Annotated in this window: 14 protein-coding genes; 1 reads left to right on the top strand and 13 read right to left on the bottom strand. The window is 32.4% G+C overall.

Features of this window, described 5'->3' with window-relative positions; all coding sequences use genetic code 11:
* Positions 1-4: 4 nt before the first annotated feature.
* Together KPF49_RS04040 and KPF49_RS04035 are read right to left on the bottom strand one after the other, a co-directional pair.
* A complete protein-coding gene (locus KPF49_RS04040; protein WP_183674821.1) occupies positions 5-1120 on the bottom strand; it encodes a M20/M25/M40 family metallo-hydrolase in 1116 nt (371 codons plus the stop codon).
* Positions 1121-1332: 212 nt separating this feature from the next.
* Positions 1333-1770: a BrxA/BrxB family bacilliredoxin gene (locus tag KPF49_RS04035; RefSeq protein ID WP_040928324.1), complete on the bottom strand. Its 438-nt coding sequence runs from the start codon at positions 1768-1770 to the stop codon at positions 1333-1335.
* Positions 1771-1920: 150 nt separating this feature from the next.
* Between KPF49_RS04035 and KPF49_RS04030 the strand changes: the two genes are divergently transcribed.
* Complete coding sequence (locus KPF49_RS04030; RefSeq protein WP_183674825.1) at positions 1921-2169, top strand: DUF2627 domain-containing protein; 249 nt, start codon at positions 1921-1923, stop codon at positions 2167-2169.
* Here the strand turns inward: KPF49_RS04030 and recN are convergent, their stop codons facing one another.
* The 11 genes from recN to accB form a co-directional block, all read right to left on the bottom strand.
* The gene (gene recN / locus KPF49_RS04025; RefSeq protein ID WP_183674829.1) at positions 2170-3846 is read right to left on the bottom strand and encodes a DNA repair protein RecN; all 1677 of its coding nucleotides are present in this window, start codon (positions 3844-3846) and stop codon (positions 2170-2172) included.
* 6 nt (positions 3847-3852) lie between these two features.
* Positions 3853-4305: a transcriptional regulator AhrC/ArgR gene (gene ahrC, locus KPF49_RS04020; RefSeq protein ID WP_183674832.1), complete on the bottom strand. Its 453-nt coding sequence runs from the start codon at positions 4303-4305 to the stop codon at positions 3853-3855.
* Positions 4306-4408: 103 nt separating this feature from the next.
* Positions 4409-5188: a TlyA family RNA methyltransferase gene (locus KPF49_RS04015; RefSeq protein WP_183674835.1), complete on the bottom strand. Its 780-nt coding sequence runs from the start codon at positions 5186-5188 to the stop codon at positions 4409-4411.
* Entirely contained in the window at positions 5181-7058 is a 1878-nt protein-coding gene (gene dxs, locus KPF49_RS04010; RefSeq protein ID WP_183674837.1) for a 1-deoxy-D-xylulose-5-phosphate synthase, read from the bottom strand. The genes KPF49_RS04015 and dxs overlap by 8 nt, the downstream gene beginning before the upstream one ends.
* 82 nt (positions 7059-7140) lie before the next feature.
* A complete protein-coding gene (locus KPF49_RS04005) occupies positions 7141-8016 on the bottom strand; it encodes a polyprenyl synthetase family protein (RefSeq protein ID WP_183674841.1) in 876 nt (291 codons plus the stop codon).
* A complete protein-coding gene (xseB, locus tag KPF49_RS04000) occupies positions 8009-8218 on the bottom strand; it encodes an exodeoxyribonuclease VII small subunit (protein WP_183674844.1) in 210 nt (69 codons plus the stop codon). The genes KPF49_RS04005 and xseB overlap by 8 nt, the downstream gene beginning before the upstream one ends.
* On the bottom strand, positions 8211-9551 hold the full coding sequence (xseA, locus tag KPF49_RS03995; RefSeq protein WP_183674847.1) for an exodeoxyribonuclease VII large subunit: 1341 nt from the start codon (positions 9549-9551) through the stop codon (positions 8211-8213). Before xseA ends, xseB begins: the two co-directional genes overlap by 8 nt.
* A gap of 4 nt (positions 9552-9555) precedes the next feature.
* Positions 9556-9930 (bottom strand): transcription antitermination factor NusB, encoded by a 375-nt coding sequence (gene nusB, locus KPF49_RS03990; protein WP_183674850.1) that lies wholly within the window; start codon positions 9928-9930, stop codon positions 9556-9558.
* An 11-nt stretch (positions 9931-9941) separates the two neighbouring features.
* Positions 9942-10295 (bottom strand): Asp23/Gls24 family envelope stress response protein, encoded by a 354-nt coding sequence (locus tag KPF49_RS03985; protein ID WP_183674853.1) that lies wholly within the window; start codon positions 10293-10295, stop codon positions 9942-9944.
* Between the two features lie 10 nt (positions 10296-10305).
* Entirely contained in the window at positions 10306-11655 is a 1350-nt protein-coding gene (gene accC, locus KPF49_RS03980) for an acetyl-CoA carboxylase biotin carboxylase subunit (RefSeq protein ID WP_183674968.1), read from the bottom strand.
* Positions 11655-12086 (bottom strand): acetyl-CoA carboxylase biotin carboxyl carrier protein, encoded by a 432-nt coding sequence (gene accB, locus KPF49_RS03975; protein WP_183674856.1) that lies wholly within the window; start codon positions 12084-12086, stop codon positions 11655-11657. The genes accC and accB overlap by 1 nt, the downstream gene beginning before the upstream one ends.
* Positions 12087-12107 lie beyond the last annotated feature (21 nt).

The following is a 12107-nucleotide window of genomic DNA, read 5'->3' as shown; positions in this document are numbered from 1 at the left end:
TTTGTTATTTAGTTGCTTGTAATTCAACCATTTTAATTATTAGTTCTGTAATTTTATATAATTCTTCAAGTGGCATTCTTTCTGATGTTGTATGAATCTCTTCATAACCTAGACCTAAAATAACTGTGTCGATACCTTGACCAGCAAAAATGTTACCGTCGCTACCGCCACCTAAAGCGATAATATTTGGCTCACGATCTATTTTTACAGCTGCATCTGATGCAAGTTTCACAGCGTCTGAATCTTCTTTAGAGTGAAGTGCTGGATACATAAAGTCAATATCAACATCAACTTCTCCACCAAGTTTATGAGCAGCTTCTTTTAATTTAGATTCGATATGTGCTGTTTGTTTAGCGAGTTTATCTTCTTCAAGACTTCTCGCTTCTAAAAGAATATATGCATTGTCTGCAACGATATTTGTTGCTTCTCCACCTTTAATAAGTCCTACGTTTGCTGTAGTAACGTCATCTACTCGTCCAAGTGTCATATTACTAATTGCTTCAGCTGCGATGTTAATTGCTGAAACCCCGACTTCTGGTTCAATTCCTGCGTGTGCTTTTTTACCGTGAATATGAGCTTCAATTTTATTTTGTGCAGGTGCACGGTTTACAATTGTACCTACTTGCCCTGTTCCGTCCACAGCATATCCGATTTTACTTTTAACAACTGAAGTATCAAATGCTTTAGCCCCAACAAGTCCTGTTTCTTCTCCAACAGTTACAATTACTTCGATGTCACCATGTGGAATGTTACTTTCTTTAATCGTACGTACTGCTTCTATTACAGCTGCAACTCCAGCTTTATCATCAGAACCTAAAATTGTTGAACCATCAGAATACATATAACCATCTCTAACTTCAGGTTTAACACCTTTACCTGGTTTTACTGTGTCCATATGAACCATAAAACAAATTGGTTCGATGTTTTTGTTACCTTCTAACGTAAAAAATAAGTTACCTGCACCGTAACCAGTTTTTTCTTGTGTGTCATCTTCAAAACCTTTAAGTTCTAATTCATCAAATAAAGAAAATAGATAATCTGCAATCTCTCGTTCCTCACCTGATTCAGAATCAATTTGAACTAATTCTTTCAACAGTTCTACTACTCTTTCTTTGTTCATTAATTTTCCACTCCTAGTTGATTATTGTTAATATTACAAGTATCATAAAAAATATAAATACGAGTAAATGAGGGTTCATGAAATGCCAAAAAAAATGCAAAACATTATTATTTGGGCAATGGTTATTTTAATCGTTGTTTCAGGCTTACTAATGGGTCTTAGCTACCTTACAGCACTATAATAAAAAGTGGTCCAAAAATGGACCACTTTTTTTAAATATCATCACCGTGTTCCATGAACCATGCTTGAAGATCCGTAATAACACTCATTACGTCATGTCCTTCAATTTCATGTCTCTCTATCATATCTACCACTTTTCCGTCTTTGAAAAACGCAAAACTTGGAGATGAAGGTAAAAAGTCTGGAGTGCGTTCACGAACTGCCTCAGTCGCATCTTTTTCTTGTCCAGCGAACACTGTATATAAATGAGTAGGTTTTTTATCAAAGTTTAGTGAGTGAATTGCCGCTGGTCTTGCGATACCACCTGCACATCCACATACTGAGTTAATCATCACAAGGGCAGTACCCTCTTTGTCGAGCGCTTCATTTACCTCCTCAGGTGTTAGAAGTTGCTCGTATCCAACATCTGTTAATTCTTTTCTAGCATTTTCTACTAAATCTTCCATGTATATTTTGAAATCTAAATCCATAATAGCACCTCTTTACTTTAATAATTAAAGTGTAATGTTAATTTTTTTATTTGTAAAGATTAAAGCGCTATTCACTTGCCGTGTCCTATTATTTAGACTAAACTAAATTAAGTGAGAAAGTTAGTTTAGTAATAGCAGGTGTTTGATTCAATGAAAAAAATAATTGCACTATTAATTTTAGTAATTCCTGTTATTTTTGCAGGTTATGGTGTGAAATTAATACGTGATAGTATATTTGGAATTACGATTTGGCCATTTTCTTCACTTGTCTTACAATTTTTAATTGGCCTTATACTATTAGTTTTAGGTGTATGGTTTGTTGCAGGTTATGTATTATATAGAGAACGTAAAAACAATCGTGCACAAGAAAGATTTATGAAAAAAGACGAGAAACAATAATTATTGTTTACTCGTCTTTATTAATTCTTCCGCGTTTTTGATTGCTGCTTCATTAATTGTCGATCCACTTAACATTCTTGCAATTTCTTTAACATGTGTCTCATTATCTAAATATTCAGCTGTAGACACCGTGCGGTCGTTAACCGTTGTTTTATGAACATGTAAATGATGATCAGCTACAGCTGCAGCTTGAGGTAAATGCGAAATCGCAAATACTTGACGTGTTTTTGATAATAACTTCATTTTTTCTGCCATTTTTGTTGCGACTTTGCCACTTACCCCTGAGTCAATTTCATCTAAAATAACAAGCGCTTGATTTTCAAACATTGAAAATATTGTTCTTAACGCTAAGTTTATTCGTGAAATTTCCCCTCCTGAAGCAACCTTATTTAAAGGTTTTAACGGTTCACCTTTGTTCGTCGTAATGTAAAATTCGACGTTAGAAAACCCTAATTTATTAAACTGACCTTCCTTATTAATAATTTTAAATTCAGCATCTTGCATGTCTAAGTCTTCTAATTCTTTAATAATCGCATTTTCTAAAAAGTCTTTTCGATCATCACGAATATGATGTAACTTCTTAGCGTACGTATTTAATGATTTAAATACCCTTTCTTTTTCAGAAATGAGTTCTTCATATGACTCACTGAAATTTTTTAAATCATTTATATCAGTTTCAAGTGCCTCTTTTAATTCAATTAGACCTTTAAAGGTTTGGTTATATTTTCGTTTTAAATGATTAATATTATTCAATCTTTCTTGAATTTCATTAAGACGTTCTTCATCGTATTCTAAATTACTTAAATCATGTGTCACTTCGCTATTTAGCTCATTTAGTAAATGATAACTTTCTTCTAACTGATTATAATAGAGCTTGTACTTCTCATCAAATTGATTCATTGTTTCAAGTTGATGGACAACTTCATATAAGAGTGACTGTAAACTAACATCACCTTCAAGTATTGTTTTTATTTTATGAAATACTTCGTTTACGGATTCGAAATTTGTTAAATATTCGAGTTCTTTTTCTAAGTCGTCTTCTTCAGTTGGTGAGTTAAAATTCATAAGTTGTATTTCATTATATTGGTGTTCGAGTAATTCAAGTTGCTCAAGACGATTTCGATCTTTATATTCAAGTTCTTCAATTCTCTTTTGAATTTTTTCATACTTATAGAAAAGTTCTTGATACGTATGAAAATCATCTTCATCATATAACTCTATATACTTATCGAGATAATCAATTTGCTGCTCGGATTCAAGTAAATCATCATTTCTATTTTGAGTATGAATTGTAAATACTTCACGCATAATTGCTTGAAGTTGTCCAAGTGTCACCATTTGATTATTAATTTTTACAATGCTTTTTTTATTATGCATGATTTCTCTTTTAACGATAAATATCTCATCAACGGGAATGTTATATTCTTCTAATAGAATATTTAGCCTTTCAGTCTCAGGAAAGTCAAACACACCCTCTAACACTAAGCCGCTCGTATCATAACGTATATCTTCCATAGAGGCGCGTTTTCCTGCTAAATAAGCAAGTGCATCAATTAGCATCGATTTTCCTGCTCCGGACTCACCAGATATAATCGTCAAGTTATTATAAAAATCTAGCTCTACATTTTCTAAAACTGCAAAGTTATTAATGTTTAATCGGAGTAAAATATTAGCCATCTCCTCTTAAATAAGATTAAATATTTTATCTTTAACAACGTCTCTCGCATCATTACCTCTACAAATAAGTAAACATGTATCATCTCCACAAATTGTACCGATGACTTCTTCCCATTCTAATTGATCTAAAATAGCACCAATTGACTGAGCGTTACCTGGCAATGTTTTTAAAACAATTAAATTATCGTGGTAATCGAGTTTGACAAAACTATCCATTAGATATCTACCAAGCTTTTCAAGTGTTTGATATCTTCTATCCTCTGGCATGCTGTAAATATAAGTTCCATCTGCTTTAGGTACTTTAAAAAGTTGAAGTTCTTTAATGTCTCTAGATACTGTTGCTTGAGTGACTTCATAATTATTCTCTAATAACTTTTCTACAAGTTCTTCTTGAGTTTCAATATCGTGGTTAGTAATAATTTCTCTAATTTTAATTTGCCTAACTACTTTATTTGACATGATCTTCACCTCTATGCATAAGACAAATATTTATTCAATAATAGCATATAATTGTGCATATTTAAAAGTTATTAGAAAATAAAAACTATCCTATAAAGGATAGTTAAAATAAGTACTTGATTTGTTCATTCGTAACTGATTGACCGATTGAGTCGTTTTTAATATATAGTAAAAATTCTTCGTTACCTTTCGTGCCTGTAATTGGTGAATGAATGACATCAATTGTTGATAAATTTAAATCTTTACAAGCCTCTACTACACGTCTAATGACATTTTTCTTTGTTTCAACATTTTGAATAATGAGCGTGTCTTCTTTTTCTTCAAGGTAACTTTCAAATTGAGGTTTTATTAACGCAATGACCGTGTATTCATGGCTAAATAACTCAGTAATATGATTAATAATAGGAACAACTGAAGTAAAGCTAACGTCTATTGTTATGATATCTGGTAACTGTTTAAAATCACTGATTAGTGTACCTTTGAAGTTTGTTTGTTCCATTACTGTTACTCTATCATCGACTCTAAGTTTATAGTCGAGTTGATTAGTACCAACATCAACAGCATAAACATGATTCGCACCGTGCTTTAATGAACAATCTGTAAAGCCACCCGTGGAACTTCCAATATCTAGTACCACCTTATTTTTTAGATCGATTGAAAATTCCTGGATTGCTGCTTTTAATTTAATACCGCCACGAGAAACGTATTCTTTTACATTTTTAAAACGTATTGATGCTTTTTCTGTTTTAATCATATCCGATGCTTTATAAATCGGTTCATTATTATTTAACACCTTACCAGCCATGATAAGACGCCTAACGTCTTCAATTGTTCCTAGGCTATAATGCTTAAATAAGTATTCATCTGCTCGAATTTTAGTCATTGTTTTCAACCATATTCTGAACTACTTTTACGACGTTTTCTACTGTGATTCCTGCTTCGATGAGTAATTTATCGACACTACCTTGTTCAATATAAACGTCTGGAATCGCAATCGTTTTTACGCTATTTAAGAAATTATTTTCTAACATATAACTTTGAACATATTGGCCAAGTCCACCTGTTTCGATAACTTCTTCAACGATGAGTAAAGGAGTTTTTGACTGACCATATTCTTTAAGTAAATCCGCATCTACAGGTTTAATAAAGCGTGCATTAACTACCTCTAATTCAATGCCAAATTTATTTAAAATTTCTTTTGCTTCTAAAGCAACATCTAACGTCGGTCCATAACTAATAATGACTGCATCTTTTTCTTTAGAGGCATCTACAATTTCCCATTTACCTTTTACTATAGGCTGTCTTTCAGTTATTTGAAGACCTTTGACATTACCTCTAGGATATCTTAAAGCAATTGGACCATCATAGTCTAATGCAAAATTAATCATCAATTTAGCTTCAATTTCATCTCTAGGCATCATAATCGTCATATTTGGTAAAGGCATTAAAAAGCTCACATCAAATATGCCATGATGTGTTTCCCCATCTGCACCAACTAAACCACTACGATCAATACCAAAGAACACATTTAGATTCGGACGATCGACATCGTGTAGTACTTGGTCATATCCACGTTGTAAAAATGTAGAGTAAATTGCTAAGTAAGGTTTCATGCCTGCTGCTGCGAGTCCTGCGGACATCGTTACAGCGTGCTGTTCCGCGATACCAACATCAAAAAATCTTTCTGGTAATTCATTTTGGAATTTAGTCAACTTAGACCCAACAGGCATTGCCGGTGTTAACGCGACTATTTTCTTATCCTTCAGCGCATGCTCAAACACTTCATTAGAAACATATTCACTCCAAGACTCTGTACCACTACTTCCGAGTGTTTCGCCTGTTTCTATTTTATATGGTCCTAATCCATGCCACTTACCAATCGCGTCAGTTTCTGCATGATAATATCCTTTACCTTTTTTAGTAATCACATGAATAATCACTGGACCATCATAATTATTTGTAGACTCTAACGCTTTTTGAAGCTCTTTAAAGTTATGACCGTCAACGGGACCAATATATTTAATACCAAGCTCTTCAAAGAATACTCCATCTACGACGAGATATTTTAAACTGTCTTTTACCTTATCTGCTAAATCTCTTAACGATGGACCAACTGAAGGTATTCTTTCTAAAAGCTCTTCAGCATCATATTTAAACTTATTATAACTTGAGTTCGTACGGATTCTACCAAACATGTTATGCATCGCACCAACGTTAGGTGCAATACTCATTTCATTATCGTTTAAAATAATAGTCATTTTTGACTTTTCAGATCCGATGTGGTTCAGCGCTTCTAAAGCCATACCACCAGTTAAAGCACCGTCTCCTATAATTGGAACGATATTGTAATCTTCATTTCGAATATCCCTTGCTTTAGCCATTCCTAAAGCTGCCGATAATGAAGTTGATGAATGACCTGCTTCCCATACGTCATGTTCAGATTCACTCATTTTAGGGAATCCGGATAGTCCTTTATACTGTCGAAGCGTTTTAAAATCTTTAGTTCTGCCAGTTAATATTTTATGAATATATGCTTGATGTCCAACATCAAATAAAAACTTATCTTCAGGTGAATTATAAAATCGATGGAGTGCTAACGTTAGTTCTACTACGCCTAAGTTAGCTCCAATATGCCCACCTGTTTCAGCACATGATTCTATTAAAAATTCTCTTATTTTTTGTGCCAACTCTTCAAGCTCATCATCATTTTTTTCTTTTAAAAATGATGGATTTTCAATTTCTTCAAGTCTCATATAGCACCCACCTTATCTACTTGCTTATTATATCATTTAAAAATGACTAAAAAAATAGAAATGATATTCGGAAGACCGAATATCATTTCGTTCTATTTACGACTATAGAAATAATATCTTCTAAATGTATAATATCAATATCATCTTTTAGTTTGTAAAGTAATCTTTTTGTTTCTGTCTCTTTTTCTTTTAATAGATCCATTGCTCCTTCAACACCAAATAATGATACATAAGTCGTCGTTTGATTTTTTTCATCAGTACCAACGGATTTTCCTAATTCTTCTTGCGTCCCTTGAACATCTAGTAAATCATCTTTTATTTGGAATAATAAGCCAAGTTCTCCGGAAAAATCGTTTAAATTATTAATAATATCATTACTTGCGCCAGCAATCATCGCAGCGGCAACAACTGGAGCTTGTATTAATTTACCGGTTTTATAGCGGTGTATATTTTCTAAAGTTTTATAATCAATTTCTTTATTTGCACTTAATATATCATTCATTTGTCCGCTAATCATTCCAAATTGCCCTGCAGCATTTGTAATCAGTTGAATTAGATTTATTTTAATAGCATCGTTATAATTCGCATGGCTAAGTAGATGAATACTTTCTGTTAGTAGATTATCGCCAGCAAGAATCGCTGTCGCTTCTCCATATACTTTATGATTTGTTAGTTTTCCACGTCTATAGTCATCATTATCCATCGCTGGTAAGTCATCGTGTATTAAAGAGTAAGTATGAATCATTTCAATTGTAGCAGCTGCAGGTACACCTAATTCTAAAGGGAAATTTAAAGCTTTTAATGTTTTAAATAACAACAGTGGACGAATTTTTTTACCACCTGCTGAGATTGAATATAAAGAAGATTCTTTAACTTTACTAGAAACATCATTTTTATTTAAATGATCTTTAATTAACAAATCCACTTCATTTAAGTACTGTTGATAATCATTAATCATCGTTATTACCCTCTAATTCTTCAATTTCAAGTTGAGCATTCTTTAAAATCTCGTCACATTCTTTTGAGAGTTTAATACCTTCTTTATATAATGATAAAGATTCTTCTAATTGAACTTCATCACTGTCTAATTTTTGAATTATATCTTCAAGTTTTTTCATTTTTTCTTCAAAACTCAACGTTTGATCTGCTGATTTACTCATCATCAATCACCTCAGTCACTTTAGTCTCAATGCGTCCATCACTTACATGGATAGTTAAAGCGTCTCCTTGCTTCACTTCGTTAACACTTTTTAAAACTTTATCATCTAAGCTTGTAAAAGAGTAGCCTCTTTTTAAAATTTCAAGGGGATTCAATCGACTTAATACTTCAAGCTTATGTCTCACCTTTGATTTAGAATCTACGAATATTAAATTCATTTCATTTGTGAGTGTTTTTTTAAAATCATTATTTATATTTTTATATTCTTGAATTTTATTTTTAGGCGTGAGTAATTTTAACTCATAATTCAACTCGTTATATTTGTTTTGAAAGTTATTAAAATGCGTATTATATAATGCGTTTAACTGGTCTTTTTTATAAACTAGTTTTTGAATATGCTGATCGTATAATCTAGTAGGCATTCTAAACTTATAATAATTTTTATAACTCTCAAGTTGAGTTTCTTTTTGAATTAACTTATCTTTCACTAACTTTTTAAGTCTTAAATCATCTTCGGCTATTTTATCAAGTAAATAATACTGATCAAACAATGCAAGTTCGATTGCTTGAGTAGGTGTTGTTGCACGCTTATCCGACACGTAATCGACAAGTGTTGTATCTGTTTCGTGGCCGATAGCTGTGATGGTAGGTGTAGTCATGTTAAATACCTTTTTAGCAACTTCTAACTCGTTAAATGTCCATAAATCTTCAATAGAGCCACCACCACGCGCAAGTATAACAATGTCTGCTTGATGATTATCTGCGATTTCAAGATTTTTAATAACAGAGTCTATACTTTTTTGTCCTTGCATTAACGTATTTAACACTTTTACTTTCGTTAATGGAAATCTTTTAGTTACAGCGTTAATCATATCGTTATATGCCGCACTCGTTTTGGACGTTACCAGAATAATATCTTTAGGAAATTTTGGTAATGCCTTTTTATATTCAGATTTAAAATAACCTTTTTCTTCAAGCATTTTTTTATTTTTCTCTAATTTTTCATAAAGCTGTCCCTGTCCATCTAGCTCTATATCATTCGCTGTAATTTGATAATAACCACCAGATTTAAATACAGTAATTGTACCTTCGATGATGACACCATCACCTTCTTCTGGTAATTTCTTTAATTTCTTCACTTTATTACTAAACATAATGCCACGAATTGTCGCATGTGTGTCTTTAAGTGTAAAGTAAAAAATACCAGAACTATGTAACTTGCTATTAGATATTTCACCTTTAATAAAGACCCGTTCTAAATACGGGTCTCTTACAAATTTCTCTTCAATATACGATGATAAAGCACTTACTGTAAGTATTTGGTCTTTACTCATAGTATCACTCGTTTATAAAGTTTTTAAGTACACCGTTCACAAACTTATAACTGTTTACGTCACTGTAGATTTTTGTTATTTTAACAGCCTCATTAACAATAATTTTCTTTGGTGTATTTGTAGATAGAAGTTCTGAAGCAGCTAGCCTTAACACATTTCTATCTACCTTACTAATTCGATCAAGTGTATAATTATTTAATTTTGCACTAATAGTCTTATTAATTTCATCTTGATGTTCAATATAATAGTCAATAGTTTCTTTTATATAAGGCATCGTTAAATATAAGTCAAAAAACTTTACGCTATTTAAATCTACAATATCATTATCGATTTGGAATAATATTTGAAATGCCTTAACTCTTTGTTCATGTCTGTTCATAAAAACACCTATTACTTATTAATATTTACGATATGAACGTTAATTTCATCAATGACGTTAATATCTAACATAGTTGAGATTGATTGCTTGATATTCTCTTGAATGTCCTCAGCAATTTTGTGTACATTTTTATCGTCTGAAAGATTTACAAAAGCAGAGATTTTTAAATAACCATCTTTTTCATCGACTCTTATGCCTTTTCCACGATATTTTTTACCAAATTTTTCAATAGTTCCACTTGCAAAATTATTCTGTAACGAAGCAACACCTTTAGTTTCAAGCACAGAAATGCTTGAAATCACTTCGAGTACTTCTGTTGAAATTTTAATTTTACCTATAGTTTCATCATGTCCTAATACTTCCATCGTTGTCACCTCATTCATTCATTATATCATGTTGCTCAAGAAAATTAGTATTATAATTGTTGTTGATGAAATCCTCATTATTAATTATATTTTTATGAAACGGTATCGTCGTATCAATACCTTCAATTATAAATTCATTTAAGGCGCGTCTTGCAACTTGTAATGCGTCCCTTCTATCTTCTCCAAAGACGATAAGTTTAGCGATCATCGAATCGTAATACGGCGGTATTGTATACCCTTGATAACTTGCCGTTTCAAGTCTCACACCAAAACCACCGGGTTCTATAAATTTTGTGATTTTGCCTGCTGATGGCATAAAGTTTTTATACGGATTTTCTGCATTGATTCTAAATTCAAATGAATGTCCTTTAAATTTAATGTCTTCTTGAGTAAATGGAATTTCTTCACGCATCGCAACTTTAAGTTGCATTTTAACTAAATCTACCCCAGTCACCATCTCTGTCACAGGGTGCTCAACTTGAATACGTGTATTCATTTCCATAAAATAATACTTTTTCTCATCAAGATCATAAATAAATTCAATCGTACCAGCATTTACATAATCGATATGTTTTGCTGCACGTACTGCCGCATTACCCATATCCTCTCTAATTTCTTCGCTTAAAACTGGACTATTTGCTTCTTCTACAAGTTTTTGCATTCTTCGTTGTATCGTACAATCTCTTTCGCCTAAATGAACGACATTGCCGTGGTAGTCACCGAGTACTTGTATCTCAATATGTCTAAAGTTCGTAATATACTTTTCGATATATAAATTCTTATTACCAAACGCACTTTCTGCCTCTTGTTCAGTTAGTTTATAATTTTGAATAAGTTCTTCTTCGTTACGTGCAACGCGAATTCCTTTTCCGCCACCACCATAACTTGCTTTTATAATAACTGGATATCCAATATCTTTAGAAATTGTTTTTGCATCGTCAATATTTTTTACGACACCGTCTGAACCTGGAACAGTTGGTACGCCTGCTTGTTGCATCGTCTTTTTAGCGACGTCTTTGACACCCATGAGTCCAATCGTTTTGTAATGAGGACCGATAAAAATTAAATTGCTCGCTTCACACATCTCTGCAAAATCTACATTTTCAGCTAAAAAACCATATCCAGGATGAATTGCGTCACAATTAGTATTCTGAGCAATTGTAATTATACTAATCATATCTAAGTAACTATCTTTAGATAATTTAGGACCAATACAATATGACTCAGTCGCTAGTTTCCGGTGTAAACTATCTTTATCAGCCTCTGAGTAAACACTTACTGTCTTTATACCGAGTTCATGGCAAGCACGAATAATACGTACTGCAATTTCACCTCGGTTTGCGATAAGTACTTTTTTTATCATTTGACTCTAAACAATGGTTGGTTATACTCAACCATTTCTCCATCTTCAACTAAAATATCTACAATTTCACCGGATACTTCTGCTTCAATCTCATTGAAGAGTTTCATTGCTTCTAAAATACAAACTATTGTATCGTTTTCTATTTTATCGCCAACCTGAATGTATGGATCTGCTTCTGGTGAAGGAGATTGATAAAAAGTACCAACCATCGGAGCTTTAATAGTCTTACCTTCTGGTACTTCAGTATCACTAATCGTTTCCTTTTCAACAGGTGTTACTTCTGTTTTAGAAACAGGTTGAGCAACTTGAGTAGTTATTTTTGGTTCGCGTTTTAAGCTAATATCTATAACTTTGTCTTTATAAGACAATTCTGTAAGACTTGCCTTATCCATTTTTTCAATTAGCTGATCTATATATTCTAAATTCATTAACTTTTCTCCTAACGCAAT

It is taken from the genome of Nosocomiicoccus ampullae (genome assembly GCF_019357495.1).
Lineage (GTDB): Bacteria > Bacillota > Bacilli > Staphylococcales > Salinicoccaceae > Nosocomiicoccus > Nosocomiicoccus ampullae.
This window is presented reverse-complemented; position numbering and strand designations above follow the sequence as displayed.

Coding starts and splice junctions, on each gene's coding strand:
- ahrC (WP_183674832.1), bottom strand. CDS start 4,305: ATGTCAAATAAAGTAGTTAGGCAAATTAAAATTAGAGAAATTATTACT.
- nusB (WP_183674850.1), bottom strand. CDS start 9,930: ATGAACAGACATGAACAAAGAGTTAAGGCATTTCAAATATTATTCCAA.
- KPF49_RS04035 (WP_040928324.1), bottom strand. CDS start 1,770: ATGGATTTAGATTTCAAAATATACATGGAAGATTTAGTAGAAAATGCT.
- xseB (WP_183674844.1), bottom strand. CDS start 8,218: ATGAGTAAATCAGCAGATCAAACGTTGAGTTTTGAAGAAAAAATGAAA.
- KPF49_RS04015 (WP_183674835.1), bottom strand. CDS start 5,188: ATGACTAAAATTCGAGCAGATGAATACTTATTTAAGCATTATAGCCTA.
- dxs (WP_183674837.1), bottom strand. CDS start 7,058: ATGAGACTTGAAGAAATTGAAAATCCATCATTTTTAAAAGAAAAAAAT.
- recN (WP_183674829.1), bottom strand. CDS start 3,846: ATGGCTAATATTTTACTCCGATTAAACATTAATAACTTTGCAGTTTTA.
- KPF49_RS04030 (WP_183674825.1), top strand. CDS start 1,921: ATGAAAAAAATAATTGCACTATTAATTTTAGTAATTCCTGTTATTTTT.
- xseA (WP_183674847.1), bottom strand. CDS start 9,551: ATGAGTAAAGACCAAATACTTACAGTAAGTGCTTTATCATCGTATATT.
- accB (WP_183674856.1), bottom strand. CDS start 12,086: ATGAATTTAGAATATATAGATCAGCTAATTGAAAAAATGGATAAGGCA.
- KPF49_RS04040 (WP_183674821.1), bottom strand. CDS start 1,120: ATGAACAAAGAAAGAGTAGTAGAACTGTTGAAAGAATTAGTTCAAATT.
- KPF49_RS04005 (WP_183674841.1), bottom strand. CDS start 8,016: ATGATTAATGATTATCAACAGTACTTAAATGAAGTGGATTTGTTAATT.
- KPF49_RS03985 (WP_183674853.1), bottom strand. CDS start 10,295: ATGGAAGTATTAGGACATGATGAAACTATAGGTAAAATTAAAATTTCA.